This window comes from Actinomadura latina NBRC 106108 (genome assembly GCF_001552195.1).
Classification (GTDB): Bacteria; Actinomycetota; Actinomycetes; order Streptosporangiales; family Streptosporangiaceae; genus Spirillospora; species Spirillospora latina.
In genome coordinates this window covers 751,289-773,247 of sequence record NZ_BCQS01000005.1, presented here as the reverse complement: position 1 = coordinate 773,247, position 21,959 = coordinate 751,289, and the positions used below count along the sequence as shown (strand labels likewise).

Here is a 21,959-nt window from a genome sequence, read left to right as displayed (position 1 = left end):
AGACCGGCCATGACCGAGACCCAGCAGGCCCCGGCACGCGACGACCCGGGCCGCGCAGTTCCCGCCATCGAACTCACGGGAGTGGAGAAGGCGTACCACGCCCATGGCGAGACCGTGGCCGCGGTCCGCGGCATCGACCTGGAGATCGCGCAGGGCGAGTTCTTCTCGCTGCTCGGCCCGTCCGGCTGCGGCAAGACCACGACCATGCGCATGATCGCCGGCTTCGAGGAGCCGACGGCGGGCAGGGTCCACCTCCACGGGCAGGACGTCACCGACGTGTCCCCGAACCGGCGCGACGTGAACATGGTGTTCCAGTCGTACGCGCTGTTCCCGCACATGAGCGTCTTCGAGAACGTCGCGTTCGGCCTGCGCCGGCGCGGCGTCCCGAAGGCCGAGATCGGCGAGCGGGTCGGGGACATGCTGGACATCGTCGACTTGGCGGGACGGGAGAAGCGCCGTCCCGCCGAGTTGTCCGGCGGCCAGCAGCAGCGGGTCGCGCTGGCCCGCGCGCTGGTGAACCGGCCGCGGGCCCTGCTGCTGGACGAGCCGCTGGGCGCGCTCGACCTGAAGCTGCGGCAGGCGATGCAGGTGGAGCTGAAGCGGATCCAGCGGGAGGTCGGCATCACGTTCGTGTACGTGACGCACGACCAGGGCGAGGCCCTGACGATGTCGGACCGCATCGCGGTCATGAACGACGGGCTGATCGAGCAGCTCGGGACGCCGCGGGAGATCTACGAGCACCCCGCGTCGCGGTTCGTCGCCGGGTTCATCGGGACGTCCAACCTGCTGGGCGGCGAGATCGCCGAGGCGGGCCAGGGCACCGCGGTGATCTCCTACGGGCCGGACGGGCGGATCGAGGTCCCGATCCGCAACGGGCTGAAGATCGCGGCGGGGGAGCGGCTGGAGCTGACCGTCCGCCCGGAGAAGATCGGCATCGCGCTGGACCGGCCGGCGGACGGCCTGTGCGGCGTCCGCGGCACCGTGACCGAGGTCGTGTACCTCGGGACGTCGACGAACTACAACATCACCACCTCCGCTTCCGCCGGGGCCGACGTCGTCGTGTTCCTGCAGAACGCCACGTCCGCCGACGACATCGCCACGCGCGGCGACAGCGTCTGGCTGTCGTGGGACCCGCGCCACTCTTACGCCATAGGAGCCCCCCAGTGAGCAACATCGACCCCGCTTTCCTGCGCGGACTCACGCGGCCGCGCCTGGCACGTTCCAGCCACTCCCGCCGGGACGTCCTCCGGATGATGGGCGTCGCCGGCGCGGGGCTCGCCCTGTCGGCCTGCGGCGTGCAGGGGCAGGGCGGCAAGGAGAAGGTCAGCCAGACCGACGTCCAGAAGTACTGGGCGGGCAAGGCCAAGAACGGCAAGCTCAACTGGGCGAACTGGCCGGGCTACATGCAGGACGACCGGGAGACGATCAAGGCGTTCGAGAAGGAGACGGGCATCCGGGTGACCTACAAGGAGGTCATCCAGGAGATGGGCCCGTGGTTCGGCAAGATCCAGGCGCCGCTGTCGGCCGGCCAGTCCATCGGCTTCGACCTGATGATCATGACGAACGGGATCCAGCTGGAGCAGTGCCGCCAGCTCGGCTACCTGGCGCCGCTCGACCTGTCGAAGCTGCCGAACTTCGAGAAGAACGCGGGGGCGTCGTTCAAGGACCCGTCCTACGACCCCGGCAACGCCCACACGATCGCGTACGAGTCGGGCGTCACCGGCATCGCGTACAACACCAAGTACGTGGACGAGGAGATCACGAGCATCGCCCAGCTCTTCGACGCGAAGTACAAGGGCAAGGTCGGCATGATGGGCGACTCCCAGGAACTCGGGAACTTCGGGATGTTCCTCCTCGGGATCGACCCGGAGAAGTCGACGAAGGCCGACTGGGAGAAGGCCGCCGCGAAGCTCCGCGAGCAGCGCGACAAGGGCATCGTCCGCAAGTACTACAGCCAGGACTACGTGGACGCCGTCAGCAAGGGCGACGTGTGGATGACGATGGCCTGGTCCGGTGACGTCTACAGCCTCACCAGCCCGGACGTGAAGTTCGTGGTGCCCAAGGAGGGCGGCACGATCTGGACCGACAACATGTGCATCCCGAAGACCGCCGAGAACCCGGTGGACGCGCTGACCCTCATGGACTGGCTGTACGTCCCGGAGAACAACGTCCCGCTGACCGAGTTCATCAACTACATGCCGCCGATCCCGTCCACCCAGGAGATCCTGAAGCAGAAGGCGGCGCAGGCCACGGGCGATGACAAGAAGGACCTGACCCGGCTGAGCACCAGCCCGCTGATCTTCCCGTCCGAGGCCGACCTGGCCCGGCTGCGCCGGTACCGGCGGCTCACCCAGGCCGAGGAGCAGGAGTACCAGAAGATCTTCGAGCCCATCGCCAAGGGGTCGTGATGGCACGAGCACGGGGGCGGCTCACGCCGTACCTCATGATCCTGCCGAGCGGGCTGTGGATGGCGGCGTTCTTCATCATCCCGATCGTGCTGATGGTGTCCCTGTCGCTGCAGACGGGGAACCTCATCGACGGGTTCCGGCAGACGTTCCACTGGCAGAACTACGTCGACGGCGTGAGCACCTACGGCGACAAGTTCGTCCGGTCGCTCTGGTACGGATTCCTGGCGACGGTCCTGTGCATCGCGCTCGCCTACCCGGCCGCGTACTGGATCGCGTTCCGGGGCGGGCGCCACAAGTCGACCTACCTGTTCCTGCTCCTGCTCCCGTACTTCGTCTCGTTCATCCTGCGGACGGTGTCCTGGAAGCTGGTGCTGACCGACAACGGCCCGGTCCTCGGGCCGCTGCGCGGCACGATCCTGCCGGACGACTTCCACATCCTCGACACCGGCGCCGCGGTCGTGTCCGGGCTGACCTACAACTTCCTGCCGTTCATGGTGCTGCCGATCTACGTGGCCCTGGAGCGGATCGACCACCGGGTGGTCGAGGCGGCCTATGACCTGTACGCGGGCCGGCTGCAGGCGTTCATCCGGGTGATCCTGCCGCTGTCGCTGCCCGGCGTCTTCGCCGGCGTGATCATGACGTTCGTGCCGGTGTCGTCGGACTACGTCAACGCGGAGGTCCTCGGCGGCCCGCAGAACACCATGATCGGCAACGTGATCCAGACCGAGTACTTCAACAACAGCGCCTACCCGATGGCGTCGGCGCTGTCGTTCTCGCTGATGGCGATCCTGCTCGTCGGGATCTTCGCCTACGCGCGCAGCCTCGGCACGCAGGACGTTCTGGAGGCGGCGGGACGATGACGACGCTCACCGAGAAGGCGCCGGTGCGAGGCCGCGCCGCGCGCCCGCGCCGCAAGGTCGCCGGCCTGCACGTCTACACGCTCGTGCTGATCGCCTGGCTGATCCTGCCCATCGCGATCATGATCGTGTTCGGGTTCAACGACACCCGCAGCAAGCAGAACTTCGAGTGGCAGGGCTTCACGCTCAAGTGGTACCGGCACCTGTTCGACAAGAGCGACCTCACCACCGCGGTCGTCAACTCGCTGACGATCGCGCTGCTCAGCACGCTGATCACCACGGTCCTCGGGACGTTCGCGGGCCTCGCGCTCGGCCGCTACCGGTTCCGCGGCAAGGGCTCGACGAACCTGGTGCTGTTCATGGCGATCTCCTGCCCGGAGATCGTGATGGGCGCCTCGCTGCTGTCGATGTTCGTCACGTTCAACCTGCCGCGCGGCTACCTGACGATCCTCGTCGCGCACGTGATGTTCTCGATCGCGTTCGTCGCGGTGACCGTCCGGGCCCGCGTCGTCGGCCTCGACCCGGCGGTGGAGGAGGCGGCGCAGGACCTCGGGGCCGGGCCGTGGACGCGGTTCCGCCTGGTCACGCTACCGATGATCATGCCGGGTGTGCTGGCGGGGGCGCTGCTGGCGTTCGTGCTGTCCATCGACGACTTCATCATCACCAACTTCACCAGCGGCTCCACCGTCACGTTCCCGCTGTGGATCTACGGCTCGACCCGGACGGGCACGCCGCCGCAGGTCAACGTGATGGGCACGCTCATCTTCGCGGTCGGCATCCTGATCGCGGTCATCTCCGCGCGGCGCAACATCCGCGCGTCCCGCTGACCGCGCCTCCATCGGGGAAGACATGGACATTCGCAAGGCGCTCGCCGATGCCGAGCCGGAGCCGTTCTGGCTCCAGGACGAGGCCCGTCCGCCCGCCGGGCCCTCGCTGGACGGCGCGCGGACGTGCGACCTCGCGGTCATCGGCGGCGGCTACAGCGGGCTGTGGACGGCGCTGATGGCCAAGGAGCGCGACCCGTCCCTGGACGTGGTCGTGCTGGAGGCCGGCCGGATCGGCGCCGCCGCGTCCGGACGTAACGGCGGCTTCTGCGCGGCCAGCCTCACGCACGGCCTGGAGAACGGCGCGGGACGCTGGCCGGAGGACATGCCGGCACTCGAACGCCTCGGCCGCGACAACCTCCGCGCCATCGGCGGCGCCCTTGCGAAGTACGGGATCGACGCCGAGTGGGAACTCACCGGGGAGATGGACGTCGCCACCGAGGAATGGCAGGTCCCGGCTCTCGAAGAGGCGGCGGAGACGGCGGCCGGGTACGGCTGGGACGCCGTCCTCCTCGACCGGGACGCCGTCCGCGCCGAGGTCGACTCGCCGACCTACCACGCCGGCCTGTGGAACCCCGGCTCCACCGCGATGGTGCATCCGGCGAAGCTCGCGTGGGGCCTGGCGGCCGCGTGCCGTTCCCTCGGCGTCCGCATCTTCGAGAACACCCGCGTCACGGGCCTGCACGTAGAAGGACGCGGTCTGCGCCTCACCGCCGCCGGCGGGGCGGCGGTCACCGCCCCGCGGGTCGCGCTCGGTACGGGCGCGTTCCCGCCGCTCGTGAAGCGCCTGCGCAACTTCGTCGTCCCCGTGTACGACTACGCGCTGATGACGGAGCCGCTCACCGCCGTCCAGCGGGAGGCGATCGGCTGGCGGAACCGCCAAGGCATCGGCGACAGCGCCAACCAGTTCCACTACTACAGGCTCACCGCCGACGACCGGATCCTGTGGGGCGGCTACGACGCCATCTACCACTACGGCAACGGGATACGGCGCGAACTGGAGAACCGCCCCGCCACGTTCGAGACCCTCGCCGGGCACTTCTACGAGACGTTCCCCCAGCTCGAAGGCGTCCGCTTCACCAACAGCTGGGGTGGAGTCATCGATACCTGCAGCCGCTTCTGCGCCTTCTTCGGGACGGCCTACGGCGGCAGGCTCGCGTACGCGGCCGGTTACACCGGCCTCGGCGTCGGAGCCACCCGCTTCGGCGCGGACGTCATGCTCGACCTTCTGCGCGTCGGCCTCGCGCCCGGCGAGGAGACCGAGCGGACACGGCTGAGGATGGTGCGGACCAAGCCCGTCCCGTTCCCGCCGGAGCCGCTCCGGTACGGCGTCATCGAGCTGACCCGCCGCGGGATCGCCCGCGCCGACCGCGACGGGGGCCGCCGCGGCCTCTGGCTCCGCACCCTCGACCGCCTCGGCCTCGGCTTCGACTCGTAGTTCGCGCTAGTCGGGGGAGGCCTCGGTGCTGCCGAAGATCACCGAGGAGACCTCCAGGTAGAGCTGCTCCGGGTACGGCATGAACGGGATGCTCTGCAGCCACTGCTTCTGGCCGGCGCTCTCGGTGCGGAACTCGCCGTAGCCGAGCATCCGGCCGGTCATGGACCGGTTCAGCGTGATGTCGGTGACCTTCGCGAGCGGCATCATCACGACGTTCCGGTTGAACACGCCGTTGATCACCATCACCCGGTGCTCGGTGACCAGGAAGAACTCCACCGACCAGGCGACGACCTTCCAGGCCAGGTAGGCGACCGTGATCAGCCACAGCCACCAGATCCACGCGAGGCCGGTCACCGCGCTGACCGCGCCGCACGCGACGAGCCCGGCGACGACGGCGCCGACGGGCACCAGCAGGACGGCGGGGTGCTTGCGCACCGCGATGACGCGTCCCTCGTAGGACATCAGGTACTTGTCGACGGTGCGCGACGAGCTGTCGCGGTGCACCATCATGTCCTGCAGATTCACGGCGGCGTCCTCGTCACGATCCGGCTCGTCATGATCCGGCCGGTACAACCGTAGCCGACGCGCCGCCGGCCGCGCAGAGGCCGCGCGGTAAGGGCTCTGGCCCCCGAGAGGATCTTGTGGACGGGCGCCGCGACGCCGGATGATGGAACCCATGGAGTTCGCGCCGGACGTGACAGGACGTCCCATCTGGCGGCTGCTGCTGCGGGGCCTCGGCGTGTACCTGCCGGGGTGGGAGATGCCGGCGGGCGCGTCGCGCGTCCGGCCCGGGACGGCGGCGGGCGGCTTCGGGCCGCCCGCGTACCTGGACGGCGACGCGGGGTTCGGCGTGCAGATCCCGCACCGCAGGCGTGGCCTGGAGCCGGACCGGGAGATCTACGTCCGCGGCCGGGAGAACCCGAGCTTCGGCATCGTCGTCGCGGGCCCGGCCGCGGCGATCGGCAGCCGGGTCGTGGACGCGGGCGTGCTGATGCGGTTCGCGCGGCGGCTGACGTTCGAGGAGCTGTTCGACACCGGCGACGCCGACTCCGTCCCGTACGCGGTGCGCGGCGCGCGGGCGGTGGAGAACGTGGTGTTCCTCGACCGCGCCGCCGGGATCGGGCTGTGCGCCGAGGTCGATCCGCTCACCCGCACGGCCGCGTGCCCGCTGTACGTGCGCGTCGGCGGCCCGGCGGAGCGGACCGTGCGCGTCTACGGCGCCCCGCCCTACGCGCCCGCCCAGGCGGTGAGGTCCCACAGCTGATGGGACGGCAGCCGCCGCAGCCGGACGGTCGCGGCGGCCGGGTCCCAGAAGACCTCGTCGCTCTCCAGCTCCAGCGACTGCGCGGCCGTCAGCACCGCGCACAGCAGTTCGTCCCGCGTCCGGACGGCCATGAGCGGGCCGATCTGCGCGACGGCGCCGGAGCACTCCGAGAGCGTCCGCAGGAGGGACTTGAGGGCCGCCTCGTCCTCGGGCGGGCGCAGCGGCTCGACCCCCGGCGGGACCCCGGGCTCGACCCTCGCGAGCCCGCGCCTGGACTCGTGGACGCCGTTGTGCGGCAGGTCGGCGCCCGTCGAGATGAGCAGCGCGCTGAACACCCCGGCGAGGTCCTCGGACGCGTGCCCGCCGAGGAAGTAGCGGCGGCGCTCGGGGGAGCCGGGCGCGGGGCCGTCCGAGCCCTCGGCGGTGCGGAACCGGACGTTCAGCCGGGCCGTGCGCACGCACCGCTCGTACATCTCGCAGAGGATGTCCTCCAGCTGGCCGTCGCGGGTCCAGAGCCGCCCGGTGGCGGTGACGGCGTCGCCGTGGGCGCGGGGACGGCCGGTGAGCGCGGCGGTGACGGTGTCGTCCAGCTCGCCCTCGGTGAACTGGAGCAGCTCGGCGACGACGTCCTCGACGTCCTCCAGGGTGCGGGTGAGGGTGCGCTGCAGCTCCAGGATCTCCGCGCCGCCGCGTTCCAGGTCGCCGAGCCGGTCGAGGGCCGCGTCGACCTTCCCGGCGGCGGACTCGCCGTGCGACCGGGTGACGGCGCGCACCGACGTCTCGACCTCGCCGAGTTTGCGGCGCAGCGCCGCGAGGGTGATCCGCTGCTGCTCCAGCTCGTGCAGCCGGCCGGCCTGCGTCCGCAGGTAGTCGTCGGCCTGGTGGACGAGGCCCGCCAGTTCCTCGACCTGCCCGGTGTTCTGCCGGAGCCGGTTGTCGAGCGCGGGCAGCACGTCCTGCTTGACCCGCGCCAGCTCGGCGGTGAGCTGCTCGCCGACCGTGACCAGCACGTTGTTCTGCTTGGTGACCTGTTCGTTCAGCTCGTCGATCCGCCGGGTGAACGCGTTGGCCTGGTCGCGGCTCTGCTTGCCCGCGTAGAGTTCGAGCGCCCCTACCACGACGCACATCACCACCAGGATGACCGTCGTCATGGCACTCCTCATCCCGTGACGGTTATTTCCGGATCGGGTTTTGATCGCGACCATAACTTACGATCACGCGCGCCGACCGGAACTTACGTAACCGTCTGATCTCCATGACCGTCCGGTCTCAGTAGCCCTATCCGTGTCATTCTGTAACCGGCTCCGTGCTATCGGTGGCCGTTCAGACGCAGCCCTCGAACTGCGGGACGGTGGTGGTGAGCTTCAGCCCGCTCCCGGCGAACCAGCGCTTCAGCAGTTCCGGCACGGTGCCGTCCTGGTACATGGCGGTGATCGCCTTGTTCACCGCCTCGCAGCCGTCCACGTCGCCCTTCCGGATCCCGACGCCGTACGGCTCGTCGGTGAAGGGCGCGTTCACGATGCGGAGCTCGTGGCCGCTTCCGGACGCCTTGCCCGCGAGGCCCGCGAGGATCAGGTCGTCGGTCGAGACGGCGTCGAGCCCGCCCTCGACGAGATCGTCGAGGCAGGCGGAGTAGCCGTCCTCCTCGACCGGCAGCGCGGCGATGCCCTGCTCGTCGTGGATGCGCGGGAACGACACCGAGCCGCGCACCTTGCAGAGCCGCCGGCCCTTCAGGTCGTGGATGCTCCGGATCTTCCCGGCCTCCGGCGCGCGGACGAGGACGTCCTGGTGGGCGACGTAGTAGGGGCCCGCGAACGAGACCTTCACCTTGCGCTCGGGGGTGACGGAGTAGCTCGCCACCACGAGGTCGACCTCGCCGTCCTGGAGAACCTTCTCGCGCGTCGCGGAGTAGACCCGCTTGAACGTCACGTTCGCGCCGGTGACGCCGAGCCGCCCGGCGATCTCCTTGGCGATGTCGATGTCGAAGCCCTCGTACTGGCCGCCCTTGCGCTCGCCGACGCCCGGCTGGTCGGCGTTGACGCCGATGACGAGCCGGTCCCTGCCGACGACGGAGCCGTCGTCGGCGTCCGCGAGGCCGCAGGCCGTGCCCGAGCCGAGGACCGCCGCCGCGGCGGCGGCGGCCGCGACCGTGCGCCGCGCCCTCACTTCGACCACCGGTACTCGGCCAGGCGGGGACGCACGCCGGCGAGCACGAGCAGGGCGATCGCGACGCCGGCGATCGGCAGGACGGCGTACCAGCCGCTCGTCCCGCCGTCGCCGTCCTCGACGGCCTCGTCGAACGCCTTCTGGTGGATGCCGGCCAGATCCCGCAGGGAGCGGTCGTACCGGGTGAAGTCCGCGGCGGCGGAGCCGCGGGCGGCGACGGCCCGGTCCCGCTGCCCGGCCTTGACGAGGTCCCGCATCCGGCGGTCGTTCGCCTGGACCTTCTGATAGGCGCTCAGCGCCTCGTTCATGCCGTCCGCCAACCGCGCCCTCTGCTCGGGGGACTCGGCCGGCCGATTGGCCTCGGTGCCGAGGAACCCGAGGAACGGCGCCCGTCCGGGCTCGAACGACAGGCCCTTCTGGACGGCGGCGTTGTACTGGGTCAGGTTTCCCGCCTTCAGGTACAGGACGGTCTGGGACTTGCTCAGGTACACCTGCTCGTAGGCGTCGGCCCGCCCCGGATCGAGCAGGAAGCGGGTCTCGTCCGCGTTCGCGCTGTTGCTGATGGCGCGCGTCCGGGAGAGCGCCAGGATCGAGTCGAAGCCCTCTTCCTTGGCCTTGCGCAGATGGTCCGCCTGGCCGGACAGCATGAGCGTGCCCGCCCCGGCGAGGAGGAGCGCGCCGAGCGTGGCCAGCGCCAGCGGCACGTTCAGCAGGCGGCGGAAGCGCCTGGCGAGGTACAGCTGGAGACCGGCGAGGGTCGCCACCAGCGCCAGGCCCGCGATGAGGAGGCCGGTGCGGCCCATGAGGACCGCCGACCGCTCGTCCTCGTAGGTGTGCCGGACGAGGGTCCCGTTGTCGAGCGTCAGGTTGTACGCCTTGGGCAGCAGGTCCAGCTTCATCAGGTCGGTCGCCTGCCGGTAGACGTCGATGACCTTCTGCGACGGCGGCCCGGACGCGTGCGGGGACTGCTGGTCGAGCAGCAGCGCCTGCCCGGCGAGGCGCTCGTAGCGGCCGAGCGCGTCCAGCAGGTCCCGCGCGGTGTTGTTCTCCGTCGTCTCGTCGGCGAGCTTGGCGGCCTTCAGCAGCGCGTCCCCGGCCTTGCGCCGGTCGTCGTCGTAGCGCGCGCGGGCCTGGTCGCGGCCGCCGCCCGCCGCGTCCCCGATCAGCAGCGCGTTGGCGAGCTGCGCGTCCATGTCGCTGAGCTGGAAGTACAGGTCGCCGGTCGCGACGACCTGCGGGCCCGCGTCGTGGCCGATGACCCGCACGCCCTCGCGGGCGTTCGCGATCGCCGCCCAGCCGATGCCGAGCAGGACCACGAGCAGGACGAGCGCCAGCGCGGTCAGCGTGCGGACGCGGGACGCGACCGTGCGGGGGAGCAGCCGAGCGGCACCGGTGGGCGGCGTGCCGGCCGCCCGCTGGAGCCGCCCGGCGGAGCCCTGCCGGGCGGGCGGCGCCGCCGCCGTCACGAGAACGGCGGGCCGCCCCTGCGGGGGAGCCTGCTGAACGGCCGTCATGTCGCCTCGCCTCGGGTGAGCGTGATGGTGGTCCATGCGCCCACGTGGATGCGGTCGCCGTCGGATACGGGGACCTCCACGTTGTAGGGGATGGGATCGGTGGACCCGTTCACGCAGGTCCTGTTGGTGGAGCCGGGGTCGACCAGGGTCCAGGCGCCGTCCGGCTTGGCCAGCAGGACCGCGTGGACGTGGGAGACGCCCGGGTCCTCGGGCGGCTCCCGCAGGTCGATCTCCGGCGGGGACGGCTGCGACGAACTGCGCCGCCCGATCCTGATCTGCCGCCCGGTGAGCGGGATCCGCCGCTCGGGCGCGTACGGCGGGAAGGAGAGCGCCGCGGAGTCGGGCCCCTCCTCGGCCATGACCGCGTCGAAGTACGCGCGGTCGGCCGTGACGACCGCCGTCCACACCGCCCCCGGGACGGGCGGCGCCGGGACGGGCGGCGCCGGCACGGGAGGCGCGGGGACGGGTGGGCCCGGGGAGCCCGGCGGGGCGGGCTGGGCGGGAGCGGTCCGCGGTGTGGGCACGCCGCCGCCGGTCGCGAAGTCGTACCCGCACGCCTCGCAGAAGCGGTCGGCGCCGGGCGTCCCGCAGTCGGGGCACGGCCGCGCACCGGCCGGGGCGGGCCGCGGCGCGGCGCCGGCCCCGGCGTCCCCCGCCGGGGCGCCGCCGATGGCCTCGCCGCAGACGTCGCAGTAGTCCGCCGACTGCGACGTGTGTCCGCTGGGGCAGCTCACCATGCTCAGCCCTCGCCCCGCCGCGTGGTGACGGTCTCGTCCTTGCGGGTCCGGACCGTCTTGGTGGACCGCGTCTCGATCTCCATCTCGGCGACCTTGTCGACGTCGCGCTTCAGCCGGACCGTGCCGGTCGCCGGGTCGACGACGTCCACGACCCTGCGCAGCATCGCGGTGATCGCCTCGTTGCCGACCTCGTCGGCGAGCGCCACCGCGCGGCCGAGCCGCGCGGTCGCGGTGTCGAGGTCGCCGTCCCGGCGGGCCTGCATCCCCTCCTGGATGACGGCCGCCAGCTCGGCCTGCCCGGTGGCGTCCGCCACCCGGGGGTTGATCTTGGTGGACAGGGCCTCGTCGTCCGTCCACTGGGCGAGGATGTTCCCGGCGGCCAGGACCCGCGCCTCCTCGCCCGGCCCGCCCGGCACGACCAGCTTCACCCAGGCGGCGCGCAGCTCCTTGCCGCCGACCTGGCCGGGGGGCAGCTCCACGCAGATGTGGTAGTCGCGGCTCTCCGCGCCCCACGCGCCGAGCGGGTAGTCGCCCGCCTGCGGCGCCGCCTCGACGCGCTTGCCGGTCAGGTCCTCCACCGACGGGATCACCTGCTTGACGAACCGCAGCGTCGCCGTCTGCGGCGTCCACACCCGCAGCGCGACGTCGGCGACGGACTTGCCCATCGCCGCCTCCGTCATCGCCCGGAAGTCGGCGACCAGCCCGGCCGGGTCCGCGACGATGTCGACGCCGCCGAGCATCGCCGAGGCGACCTTGCGCAGCTCGGCGACCTCCCAGTCGGTGCCGACGCCGCGGCAGTCGCAGACGAACCGGCCGCCGCAGGCCGCCAGCGCCGCGTCCAGCTCCGCGGGCGTCTCGTGCTGGTTCTTGCCGTCGGTCAGCAGGATCGCATGCCGGATCCCGCCCGGAACCGTGTCGAACAGCTGGGACGCCAGCCGCAGCCACGACCCGATCGCGGTGCCGCCGGCCGCCGTCAGCCTGCCCAGCACCTGCTTGGCCTCGGCGCGCGTCTCCGGCGTCGCGGCGACCAGCCCGGGGTGCTTCGGAAAGATCATTTTGGCCGTGTTGGAGCCGGAGACGACCGCGAACTCCACGCCGTCGCGCAGCGTGTCGATCGCGACCTGCGCCGCGGCGACCGCCGCGCGCAGCTTGGTCTCGGGATAGGACATCGAGCCCGAGGTGTCGATGATGATCACCTCGGACGCCCGGGCGGTGGACGGGACGGCCACGCCGTCCGCGGCGGCCGCCTCGACGGACACGATGGCGTGCATCTCGCGTCCGCCCTCGGGCAGGTACCGGTTCTGGTCGATCTTGACGGTGAACTGCGGCTGCTCGCTCATCGGGGCTGCTCCGTGCTCTGCGGGATCTCGCGGCTCTCGGCCTGGCGGTGGGAGGAGGGGGCGGGGGACGGGAGCGGGATCACGGCGACGGTGATGTTGTCGCGGCCTCCGGCGTCCAGGGCGTGCCGCACGAGCGTCCGCGCCGCGCCGAGCGGGTCGGCGGCCGGGTCCGGCGCGCCGCCGGCGCCGCCGGCGGCCGGGTGGGCGGGCCCGCCGGCCAGCAGCGCGGCCAGGTCGGCGGCCGCGGGGAAGTAGTTCCACAGGCCGTCGCTGCAGACCAGCAGCGTGCCGGGCCCGGCCGGGCGGAACGTCGCGACGTGCGGGCGGACCTCGCCGGCGTCCACGCCCAGCCACGCGGTGATGACGTGCGCGTTCGGGTGCGCCTCCGCCTCCGCCTCGCTCAGCGAGCCCTCGGCGACCATGAACGCGGCCCACGAGTCGTCCTCGGTGAGCCGCCGGGACGCGCCCAGCTCGGCCATGTCGCCGGTGCTGACCTCGGCGGCCTCCGCGGCGTCCGGGCCGGTCGCGCCGTTCTCGCCGTTCTCGCCGGGCTCACCCGGCTCGGCGGCGCCGTCGGCGGACAGCCAGTAGGCGCGGCTGTCGCCGACCCAGCCGACGGTGACGCTCGCGCCGCGCGTCACCGCGGACACGTAGGTGCAGGACGGCGCGTCCGACGGGGAGGTGGCCAGCGCGGCGACGGCCGCCGCCGCGCACAGCGCCGCGTGCCGGGTGGCGTCCTCGGGGTCCTCGCCGGCGTCCAGCCGCGCCACCAGTTCCGCGGCGCCGGTGTCGGCGGCCGTGCGGGAGGCGTCCTCGGGGCGCTGCGACGACCCGACGCCGTCGGACACGACGGCCACGATCCCGGCGGCGTGCGCGGCGAGGGCGAGCGCGTCCTCATTGCGGCTGTAGCGGCGGCCGCGGTCGCTGGCGCCCGCCGCCGGCGCCGGCCGCCCGTCGGCCGGCAGCTCCAGCTCGACGTGGTCGCGTTCGGCGGGCTGGCGCAGCCCGCAGTTCTCGCAGTAGCCGTCGGCGTCGATCGCCGCCCCGCCGCAGCCGGTGCACGCCCGTCCGGGTGGCGGCTCGGCCGCCGCCGTCTCGGCCGCCGCCCTCTCGGCTGGGGACGGAGCGTCGGTGAGCCGGTGTCCGCACTTCTCGCAGAACACCTCCTCCGCGTAGACGATCTCGCCGCAGGCGGGGCAGGAGAGCTCCGCCGCCTTCGCGTGGTCGGCCGCCGCGCGGTCGGCGCCGGCTCCGGTCTGGTCATCGGTCACAGCAGCGTCCTCGGGCGTACGGCGTTGGCGGAGTCGACGAGCCGGCGGCACTCGTCCCGGTCACGGGTGCGGCGCGCGAGCTCCCGGTACGTCGCCTCCAGCAGGCGGCGCAGCGCGGTCTCGGTGAGCGGGGCGCCGAGCAGCGACCCGCCCCGTGCCCCGGCCGCGCCGCCGGACCCGGCGAGCAGCCAGTCGAGCGCGGCCTCCAGCACCTCGGCGGCGAGCCGGTCGCGGCGCTCGGCGTCCAGGTCGAGGGCGGCGAGCCGGTCCCCGGCGGCGACGAGCTCGGCCGCCGACAGCTCGGCGGGCGGCCGGCCGCGCACCGCCGTCGCCACCGCCGCGACCTGCGCGGGCACGAACCGGATGGAGATCCTCGGCACCGAGTCGAGCGCGGCGACCGCCGCGGCGCGCTCGCCCGCCGCGAGATGCACGCGGGCCAGGCCGAACGCCGCGTTCAGGTAGCTCTGGTCGGTGCGCCACACCGTCTCGTACAGGCGGAGCGCGCCGGGCGGCGCCGTCCGCTCCCTGCAGCAGGCGAGGGCGAGCTTGGGCGCCGCCTCGCCGGGCAGCAGCCCGTACAGCCGGTCGAACAGCGGCTCGGCCTCGGCCACCCGGCCGCGGGCGAGCAGCCCGACCGCGCGGTACCAGTCGACCCGCCAGTCGCCGGGGCGCTCGGCGGCCAGCTCGGCGAGCAGCCCGCCGGCCTCCTCCGCCGCGCCCAGCTCGATCTTGACGCGGGCGAGCGCCAGCCGGACCTCGGGCGTGCGGGCCGGCGCGTTCGCCGCCGCCTCCGCGACCTGCGCCGGCTCCAGCGCGGACAGCCCGGACACGAACCCGGCGGCGGGGTCGGTCCCGTCCACCAGCGGCACGGGCAGCGCCGCCGCGGCCGCCTCCGGCGGGACGGGCGGCAGCGCCGGCTCCGCCGCGTCCCCGCCCGCCGTCCGGGCGGTGAACCGCTCGGGGCCGAACAGCCCGGACGGGGCGGGCCGCGGAGTGCCGTCCTCGGCGGCGAGGACCTCCCGCAGGACGCCGGTGAGCTGCTCGGCCATCTCCGCCGCGTCCTGGAACCGCGCGTCCGGCTCGGGGTGCGTCGCGCGCAGCAGGAACCGGTGGAACGACTCGAAGCGCCGGAACACCGGGACGTCCTCGCGCGGCGGCAGCGAGTGGAGGTACTTCCTGGTGTAGCCGCGGAACGGGAAGGTCAGCACGGCGAGCGCGCGGCCCACCGTGTACAGGTCGGAGGAGACGGACGGCCCGGCGTCGGCGATCTCGGGCGCCTGGTAGCCGACCGTGCCCCAGATGGCGCCGTCCGGGTCGTCCAGCCGGCGGACGCCGCCGAGGTCGATCAGCCGCAGCTGCTCCTCGGACTGGATCACGTTGTCCGGCTTGAAGTCGCAGTAGATCAGGCCCTGCGCGTGCAGGTACTCGAACGCCCGCAGCGACTCCAGCCCGTAGGCGATGGCCTGCGCGAGCGGCAGGTGCTTCTCGCCGGGCGGCTGCGGCTGGCGCAGCAGGATGTCCTTGACCGACTCGCCGCCGACGTACTCCATGACGATGTAGCCGTCGCCGTCGTGCTGGACGAAGTTGTAGATCTTGACGATGTTGGGGTGCTCGACCTCGGCGAGGTAGGCGCGCTCGGCCGCCGCCGCGGCCATCGCGTCGGCGTCGCCGCTGTCCAGCAGGCCCTTCAGCACCACCCAGCGGTCGCTGACGTTGCGGTCCTTGGCGAGGTAGATCCAGCCGAGGCCGCCGTGCGCGAGGCAGCCGAGCACGCCGTACTGGCCGCCGACAAGGTCGCCGGGGCTGAGCTTCGGGGTGTAGGAGAAGCGGGTGCCGCACTTGGGGCAGAAGCCCTCGGTCCGGCCGGGCCGGTCGCCGCGCCCCCGGCCGACGGGCTCGCCGCAGCTGCTGCAGTACCGCTTGGCCTCGGCGACCTGCGGGTCGCTCATCACCGCGCCGGCCGGGTCCCGGTACGGGACGCGCGGCACCTCGACCAGCCCCGCGCCGAGCATGCCGCGGCGGCCGGACGAGCGCGACGACCCGGTGCGGGTGCTGCCCGTCCGCGTGCTGCCGGTGGGAGTGCTGCCGTTGGAAGTGCCGCTGGCGGGAGTGCCGCTCGTGCCGCCGGCCGCGCCCGTGGTCGCGACGCGGGACGTCTGCGCGGGCGGCGACCCGCAGACGTCGCAGTAGCCGTCCATGATCGTCCCGGTGCAGCCGGCCTGCCCGCATCCGTCATCGGGCCGCTCGGCGGGCGCCCGCGGCGCGGGCACGGCCGGCGCGGCGCTCTCCGGCGGGCTGCCGCAGACGTCGCAGTAGCCGTCGGAGACCGTCCCGCCGCAGCCCGGCTGCGTGCACCCGGCGGGCGCGGACGGCGCCGGGGCGCCGGATGCCGGCGTTCCGGGCGAGGCTGCCACGCCGCATACGACGCAGTAGCCGCCGTCGACGGTTCCGCCGCAGCCCGGCTCGGTGCACTGGCTCATCGTTCCGCTCCCTTCGCCCGCGACATGATGGCCCGCTGGTATCCGGACAGCGACACGGTCGCGCTCCGCAGGTCGCAGGGCGAGGTCCACAGCAGCTCGCGGGCCTGCTCGTAGATCCGGGCGAGTTCGGCGTCCTCGGCGTGGCCCAGCCGCGCGGCCTTCACCCGGTAGGCCTCCAGTCGGCCGCGCAGCTCCTCGCGGCGGTCCAGCAGCCCGCGGATCACGCCCGCGGTCTCGCGGGCCCGCTCCAGCGCGGCCGCCGCCGCGCGCTCGAGGTCGGCGACCCGCTCGGCCAGGTCGTGCCAGCCGCCGCGCGCCGGCGCGGCGACCGCGGCGAGCCGGTCGGCGAGGCTCGCCGCCACGTCGGGCGGATCGGGCAGCACCGGGGAGGCGATCTTGGCGAGCACCTCGTCCCGGATCGCGCGCGCCTCGGCCTCCGCCTCGCGCAGCGACTCCAGGACGGCGGCGATCCCGCGGATCCGGCCGGCGAAGCCGTCGCGCAGCCGCTCCGCCTCGGCCAGCCGGCGGCGCGCCCCGGCGAGGCCGGTGAGGATCGCGTCGAGCCGGCCGGTGTCGGCGCGGCCGTCCCGCGCCAGGGCGAGGGGGTCGCCGCGCACGATGACCACGACCGCCTCCAGCTCGCCGCGGAGGCGCTCGAACTCCGGATCGGTCCCGCCCAGGGACGCGAGCAGCTCCGCGGCCCCGCGCCGCTCCGCCTCGACCTCCGCGAGCCGGGACAGCAGCGTCGACCAGACCGCGTCGAGCGCCGCGACCGACCGCGCGACCTCCTCGTACAGTGGCGTCATCCGGTCGACGGCGGCCCGCAGCGTCAGCCGCTCGCCGGACGGGACGGCCAGCAGCGTCCGCCGCTCCAGCGGCACCTCCCGGACCGGCAGCTCCACCGACGGCCCCGCGAGCAGCCGGCTCAGCTCCGCGAGCTGCGCCGGCCCCGGCCTGGAGGTGCGGGCCCGGAGGTCGCCGGCCGCGTCGACCGCGCGCCCGTACAGGTCGAACAGCGTCCACAGGGACGTCATACGCGACTGAACGTCCGACTGCACGCGCAGGGTCTCGCCGGTCAGCGCCGCGCCCTCCAGCAGCTGGTACCCCTGGTGGGCCTCCAGTTCCAGCAGTGCGGCGCCGATGCGCTCCTTCTCGTCCTGGAGCCGTGCCAGCGTCCGGTCGACCTCCTCGCGGCTCATCGGGGGGCCGTTCACGCGCGCGTCACTCAACGCCGGTCCGCGGTCGACCCATGTTCGCCCCCGATTCCCCCGAATAGAGCACGTTTCGGAGCCTCAGTTTTCCCCATGCGAGGCCGCCTTCTCAACCGCGGGGCGATCTCCGTCGCGCCGCGCGTCACGCGACGCGATCCGGCCGCCCCCGAAGGCTGCACAATGTCAGTGTTCGAACGTATGATCGAACCATGGCGAACGTTGCGACGCACCCCCAGACCGCGCCCACCGCGCCGGCCCCGCTCACCGCGGCCGAGATCGCCGCCCTCGCGCTGTCCCTCGCGCACCTCGGCACCGGCCCGCAGGCCACGACCGCGCGCCGCGCCCTGCACACCCTCCTCGACGCCGCCCCCCACGACGACGTCGTCACCACCACCCTCGCCACCCTCACCACGCCCCTGGACACCGCCACCTCCGACCGCGCCCGCGTGATCGCCGCCGCCATCACCGACCACCGCGTCGTCCGGCTCTGCTACGGCGACGCGGGCGCCAACGTCACGATCCGCGAGGTCGAGCCCGTCACGTGCCTCGTCCACCGCGACCACTGGTACCTCGTCGGCTGGTGCCGCATGCGGCGCGGCGTCCGCGCCTTCCGCTTCGACCGCATCCTCGCCGTCGAGTCCACCGGGCTGCGCGCCCGCCCCCGCCGCGCCGACCGCTACCTCCCCTGGGAGCGCCGCTAGCACGGAGGGCGATCCCGATACGACGCAGGCGATCTCACGCCGCCGTCGCGGCGCGGGCGACCCTCACGCCGTCGATCGCGGTTCAAGCGCGCTCGTAGAAGGAGTCGACGGCCGGCTGGCCCGTGTAGTTCGGGCCGGCCCGGTCGTCGGCGCCCAGGTAGCGGTAGGGGAGGGCGATCGCGCGGTTGCCGCGCAGCGAGATGCGGTGGCGGCGGGAGTCGTAGGTGAAGCCGTTCCGGCGTAGGGCGGTTGTCAGGTGGCGTCCTGCGGGGGAGCCGTCGGGCAGTCGGACGCTCCGGGCGTCGAAGTTCGCGATGAGGAGGCCGTCCTCCGTGAGCCAGGACGCGGCGCGGGTGAGCACGCCCAGCTTGTCGCCCACGTAGTGCAGGCCGTGCACGCACGTGATCAGGTCGGCGGGGGCGTCCGGCACCCAGGTCGTCACTGAGGCGGTGATCAGCTGGACTGAGGGCGGGGCGGGGGCGAAGTGGTCGACCAGGTCGACTCCGGAGATCTCCATTCCCGGGTTCGCCGTGGCGGCTTCGGTCAGGGCCCGGGCGGTGCCGCAGCACAGGTCCACCCAGCGGGCGCCGGCCTCGGCCAGTACGTCTATGCCCAGTTCGCGGGCATAGCCCTTCAGGGTGCGTTCGCGGTTCATGGCGCAGTTCGCCACTACTGATGAGTTCCGCAGGGCCGTCTCGTCCAGCATGGGTGGATTCTGTCGGATCAGACCGCCATCGTGACGTCGACGGCGTCTGAAACGACGGCCTTGACGTCGTGGGCTTGGGTGTAGACGCCGCGCTGGAGGTGGGCGCCGTTGCCGCGTTCGAGGACGCAGCGCAGGAGGCGGACGGCGGTTTCCAGGTCCCCGGCGCGGTCGAGGGCCGGGGACAGGTGGTCGAGCAGCGCGCCCACGACCGCGGCGGCGGGTGCGGTGCGGCGGGTGCGGGGATGGACGAGGTCGTCGCGCAGGCCGGAGCGGCCGGCCCGCCACATCGCGAGGCGCATCAGGTCGGCCCGGACCGGGTCGGGCGGCTCGCCGGCGTGCCAGGCGTCGGCGGCGGTGTCGACCAGCGCCCGGACGAACGCGGCCATCAGCACGGCGTCGTCGGCGTGCAGGCACACGTCCGGCACCCGGATCTCCACGGTCGGGTAGTGCCGGGACAGCCGGGCGTCGAAGTAGATCATGCCCTCGTCGACGAGCGCGCCGGTCGCCAGCATCGCGTCGACCGCCGCCCGGTACCCCGCGGCGGAGCCGAACAGCTCGGTCGGGCCGCTGGACGGCCAGCGGCTCCACACCTGGTGCCGCCAGCTGTCGTAGCCGGTGTCGGCGCCGTGCCAGAACGGCGAGTTCGCGCTGAGGGCGAGCAGCGGCGGCAGCCACGGCCGGATGCGGTCCAGGACGGCGACGCCCTCGTCCGGGGAGTCGATGCCGACGTGCACGTGGCAGCCGCAGGTGAGCTGCTCCCCGGCGGTGGGCCCGTAGGCGTCCGCCATCCGCAGGTAGCGGTGCGAGGGGGTCAGCGAGGGGCGGACGCTCACCGGCGACGTGCCGAGGGCCGCCACGGCGGCGCCCACCCCGGCCGCCGACTTGGCCGCCGCCAGCCGCGCCGACCGGACGTGGTCGGACAGCTCGCCGAGCGAGGCGCAGACCGGCGTCGCGGTTTCGAGCTGCTCGCGCTGCAGCTCGGTGTCGAGCGGTTCCGAACGCCGGCCGCCCGTGAGGAACAGCTCGTCGTGGCGCCGCGCGTAGCGGATGACGGAACCGGAGACGGCCTGCGGCGCACCGTTCGCCGGATCGACGAGGAGCAGCTCCTCCTCCACCCCGAACGTGCGCGGACCCGTGTGCACAGTCACCAGAGTCTTCTTCCCGGGAGTGCACCGATGTACGTCGCGGGAGGAGATCGTGCTTGCCGGAAAGCCGTGCCTACAATGCCGCCGCAGTTGACCTGGGGGTTTGTCGAAAGCTGGTGGTATGTCCTATCTCGTCGGCCAGTGGGCCACCGGAGCCGCCGGGAAGCGGACGCTCAGGGCCATCATCGAGCACCCGGAGCTGGAACTCGCCGGCGTGGTGACCGGCGATCCCCGGCAGGCGGGCGTGGACGCCGCCGAACTGGCCGGAACCGGCCGCCCGCTGGGCGTGCGCGCCACCGGCGACCCCGCCGGGCTGCTGGCCAGGCGGCCGCACGTCGTCTGCCACACGGGAGGCTCGGCCGACGATCTGTGCCGCGTCCTGGAGGCGGGCGCCGGGGTGGTCACGAATGTCCTGCCCGCGCTGGTGGATCCGGCGTCCGCCGATCCGGTCGTCGTCCGGCGGCTGCGGTCGGCGTGCGCGACCGGTGGCGCGGCCTGCCTCGCCATCGGGCCCGGCATGGTGAGCGACGTGCTCCCGATGCTGCTCAGCGGCGCCTGCCGGCGCATCGACGGGATCACCGTCACCGAGTTCCGGTGTGAGGACGGCGGCCGGTTCGGGTTCGGCGAGCCCATCGGCCGCCGCCCGCCGGTCGTCCGGCCGGGCGCGCCGGCGCGCCGCTGGGGGCCGGTCGTCCGGCTGCTCGCCCGGCACCTGGACGTCCCGCTGGACGGCCTCGCCGAGGCGCACGAGGTGTGCGCGGCACCGGAGGAGTTCGACGCCTTCGGCGGCCGGATCGCGAAGGGCGCGCTCGCGGGCCTGCGGTTCCAGGTGTCGGGCGTCCTGAACCGCCGGCCGGTGATCACCGTGGCGCTCGTCGTGCGGGCGCGCGCGGACCTCGCCCCGCACTGGCCGGCCCCTCCGTTCGGCGGAGCGGGCGGCTACCGGGTCGAGATCGCCGGTGAGCCGCCCTCCCGCATGGACCTCGCCGGCCCCGGCGGCGGGCACGCCGCCGCGCTGCGCATGGTCAACGCCGTCCGGGCGGTCGCCGAGGCCCCGCCCGGCCTGCACACGCCGCTGACCCTGCCGCCGGTCACCGGCCGGAGCCTGCTTCGCTGAGCCAGCCGGCGATCAGCGTCCCGGTCTCCGCCGGGCGGTCGACGTAGAGCATGTGCCCGGCCTCGATCTCGCTGATGGCGAGGCCGGGGCCGAGCGCCGCGCGGCAGTCCGCCACGAACTCTGGCCGGACGAGGTCGGCGCGCGTCGCGATGACCAGATGGGTGGGCATGTCCGCGGGCGGCGTCAGGTGGGGGCGGGCCATCTCCGAGTACGCGGTCACCACCGCCGCCGGCTCGAACCGCCACCGCAGCCGCCCGTCCGGGGTCGGTTCGAGGTGCTCGGCGACCTCCTCGTCCACGGCGTCGGCCGGCGCGTCCGACCAGCGCGCCGCCAGGTGGGCGCGGGCCTCCGCGACATCGGCGAACGTCATGGGGGGCAGGTATCCGCGGGCCTCCCTCGCCGCGTCCGCCGGGGCGAGCCCGGTCGCCGGGTCGAGCAGCAGCAGCCGCCGCACCCGCCGCGGCGCCGTCCGCGCCAGATGCAGCGCGATCATCCCGCCGTAGGAGTGCCCGACGAGGTCGGCCCGCTCGATGCCCTCCGCGTCCAGCAGGGCCAGGACGTCCGCCACATGCCGCTCGACCGTCCACGGCGGCTCGTGCGGCGACCTCCCGTGCCCGCGCAGGTCGGGTGCCAGGACGGACCGGCCGCCCAGATGCGACTCCGCCGTCAGCCGCCACCGCGCTCCATGCCCCGTCACCCCGTGCAGCAGGACGATGGGCTCTCCCGCCGGGTCTCCGTATCGATGCACATGCAACGCCGCGTCCGTCATCGGTAATCCTC

The 21,959-nt window shown here is 73.5% G+C and carries 20 protein-coding genes; 8 read left to right on the top strand and 12 right to left on the bottom strand.

The window, feature by feature from the left end:
* Nucleotides 1-9: 9 nt before the first annotated feature.
* From AL2_RS09885 to AL2_RS09865, 5 genes are read left to right on the top strand one after another with little or no spacing between them, the layout of a single operon-like run.
* Nucleotides 10-1,167, top strand: a complete 1,158-nt coding sequence (locus AL2_RS09885) for an ABC transporter ATP-binding protein (protein WP_067632085.1) — start codon at nt 10-12, stop codon at nt 1,165-1,167.
* Nucleotides 1,164-2,408, top strand: a complete 1,245-nt coding sequence (locus tag AL2_RS09880) for an extracellular solute-binding protein (protein WP_067632083.1) — start codon at nt 1,164-1,166, stop codon at nt 2,406-2,408. Before AL2_RS09885 ends, AL2_RS09880 begins: the two co-directional genes overlap by 4 nt.
* Entirely contained in the window at nt 2,408-3,268 is an 861-nt protein-coding gene (locus AL2_RS09875) for an ABC transporter permease (RefSeq protein WP_067632081.1), read from the top strand. The genes AL2_RS09880 and AL2_RS09875 overlap by 1 nt, the downstream gene beginning before the upstream one ends.
* Nucleotides 3,265-4,092, top strand: coding sequence for an ABC transporter permease (locus tag AL2_RS09870; protein WP_067632079.1), 828 nt, complete (start codon nt 3,265-3,267; stop codon nt 4,090-4,092). The genes AL2_RS09875 and AL2_RS09870 overlap by 4 nt, the downstream gene beginning before the upstream one ends.
* Before the next feature lie 22 nt (nt 4,093-4,114).
* Nucleotides 4,115-5,527, top strand: coding sequence for an NAD(P)/FAD-dependent oxidoreductase (locus AL2_RS09865; RefSeq protein WP_067632077.1), 1,413 nt, complete (start codon nt 4,115-4,117; stop codon nt 5,525-5,527).
* A gap of 6 nt (nt 5,528-5,533) precedes the next feature.
* On the opposite strand, the gene AL2_RS09860 is transcribed toward AL2_RS09865, so the two are convergent.
* Nucleotides 5,534-6,052 (bottom strand): PH domain-containing protein, encoded by a 519-nt coding sequence (locus AL2_RS09860; RefSeq protein ID WP_312032868.1) that lies wholly within the window; start codon nt 6,050-6,052, stop codon nt 5,534-5,536.
* A 151-nt stretch (nt 6,053-6,203) separates the two neighbouring features.
* On the opposite strand from AL2_RS09860, the gene AL2_RS09855 reads away from it, so the two are divergent.
* Entirely contained in the window at nt 6,204-6,791 is a 588-nt protein-coding gene (locus AL2_RS09855) for a hypothetical protein (RefSeq protein WP_245666488.1), read from the top strand.
* On the opposite strand, the gene AL2_RS09850 is transcribed toward AL2_RS09855, so the two are convergent.
* The 8 genes from AL2_RS09850 to AL2_RS09815 form a co-directional block, all read right to left on the bottom strand.
* The gene (locus AL2_RS09850) at nt 6,755-7,942 is read right to left on the bottom strand and encodes a hypothetical protein (RefSeq protein WP_067632073.1); all 1,188 of its coding nucleotides are present in this window, start codon (nt 7,940-7,942) and stop codon (nt 6,755-6,757) included. The genes AL2_RS09855 and AL2_RS09850 overlap by 37 nt on opposite strands.
* Before the next feature lie 172 nt (nt 7,943-8,114).
* Nucleotides 8,115-8,957 (bottom strand): glutamate ABC transporter substrate-binding protein, encoded by an 843-nt coding sequence (locus AL2_RS09845; RefSeq protein WP_067632071.1) that lies wholly within the window; start codon nt 8,955-8,957, stop codon nt 8,115-8,117.
* Nucleotides 8,954-10,471 carry a GlnX family signal transduction membrane protein gene (locus AL2_RS09840; protein WP_083946280.1) on the bottom strand — a complete coding sequence of 506 codons (1,518 nt, stop codon included), beginning with the start codon at nt 10,469-10,471 and terminating at the stop codon, nt 8,954-8,956. The genes AL2_RS09845 and AL2_RS09840 overlap by 4 nt, the downstream gene beginning before the upstream one ends.
* Nucleotides 10,468-11,208, bottom strand: coding sequence for an FHA domain-containing protein (locus AL2_RS09835; RefSeq protein WP_067632069.1), 741 nt, complete (start codon nt 11,206-11,208; stop codon nt 10,468-10,470). Before AL2_RS09835 ends, AL2_RS09840 begins: the two co-directional genes overlap by 4 nt.
* Before the next feature lie 2 nt (nt 11,209-11,210).
* Nucleotides 11,211-12,548 carry a VWA domain-containing protein gene (locus AL2_RS09830; RefSeq protein ID WP_067632068.1) on the bottom strand — a complete coding sequence of 446 codons (1,338 nt, stop codon included), beginning with the start codon at nt 12,546-12,548 and terminating at the stop codon, nt 11,211-11,213.
* The gene (locus AL2_RS09825; protein ID WP_067632067.1) at nt 12,545-13,819 is read right to left on the bottom strand and encodes a protein phosphatase 2C domain-containing protein; all 1,275 of its coding nucleotides are present in this window, start codon (nt 13,817-13,819) and stop codon (nt 12,545-12,547) included. Before AL2_RS09825 ends, AL2_RS09830 begins: the two co-directional genes overlap by 4 nt.
* Nucleotides 13,816-15,831 (bottom strand): serine/threonine-protein kinase, encoded by a 2,016-nt coding sequence (locus AL2_RS09820; protein ID WP_439951362.1) that lies wholly within the window; start codon nt 15,829-15,831, stop codon nt 13,816-13,818. The genes AL2_RS09825 and AL2_RS09820 overlap by 4 nt, the downstream gene beginning before the upstream one ends.
* 464 nt (nt 15,832-16,295) lie before the next feature.
* Complete coding sequence (locus tag AL2_RS09815) at nt 16,296-17,498, bottom strand: coiled-coil domain-containing protein (protein WP_067632066.1); 1,203 nt, start codon at nt 17,496-17,498, stop codon at nt 16,296-16,298.
* A 221-nt stretch (nt 17,499-17,719) separates the two neighbouring features.
* Here AL2_RS09815 and AL2_RS09810 point away from each other — a divergent pair, with 221 nt between their 5' ends.
* Nucleotides 17,720-18,211: a helix-turn-helix transcriptional regulator gene (locus tag AL2_RS09810; protein ID WP_067632064.1), complete on the top strand. Its 492-nt coding sequence runs from the start codon at nt 17,720-17,722 to the stop codon at nt 18,209-18,211.
* An 82-nt stretch (nt 18,212-18,293) separates the two neighbouring features.
* Here the strand turns inward: AL2_RS09810 and AL2_RS09805 are convergent, their stop codons facing one another.
* The gene (locus tag AL2_RS09805; RefSeq protein ID WP_157438073.1) at nt 18,294-18,917 is read right to left on the bottom strand and encodes a class I SAM-dependent methyltransferase; all 624 of its coding nucleotides are present in this window, start codon (nt 18,915-18,917) and stop codon (nt 18,294-18,296) included.
* A gap of 17 nt (nt 18,918-18,934) precedes the next feature.
* Complete coding sequence (locus AL2_RS09800) at nt 18,935-20,065, bottom strand: carboxylate-amine ligase (RefSeq protein WP_245666485.1); 1,131 nt, start codon at nt 20,063-20,065, stop codon at nt 18,935-18,937.
* A 118-nt stretch (nt 20,066-20,183) separates the two neighbouring features.
* Here AL2_RS09800 and AL2_RS09795 point away from each other — a divergent pair, with 118 nt between their 5' ends.
* Nucleotides 20,184-21,179 carry a hypothetical protein gene (locus AL2_RS09795; RefSeq protein WP_067632060.1) on the top strand — a complete coding sequence of 332 codons (996 nt, stop codon included), beginning with the start codon at nt 20,184-20,186 and terminating at the stop codon, nt 21,177-21,179.
* Here AL2_RS09795 and AL2_RS09790 read toward each other — a convergent pair.
* A complete protein-coding gene (locus tag AL2_RS09790; RefSeq protein ID WP_067632058.1) occupies nt 21,154-21,948 on the bottom strand; it encodes an alpha/beta fold hydrolase in 795 nt (264 codons plus the stop codon). The genes AL2_RS09795 and AL2_RS09790 overlap by 26 nt on opposite strands.
* Nucleotides 21,949-21,959: the final 11 nt, after the last annotated feature.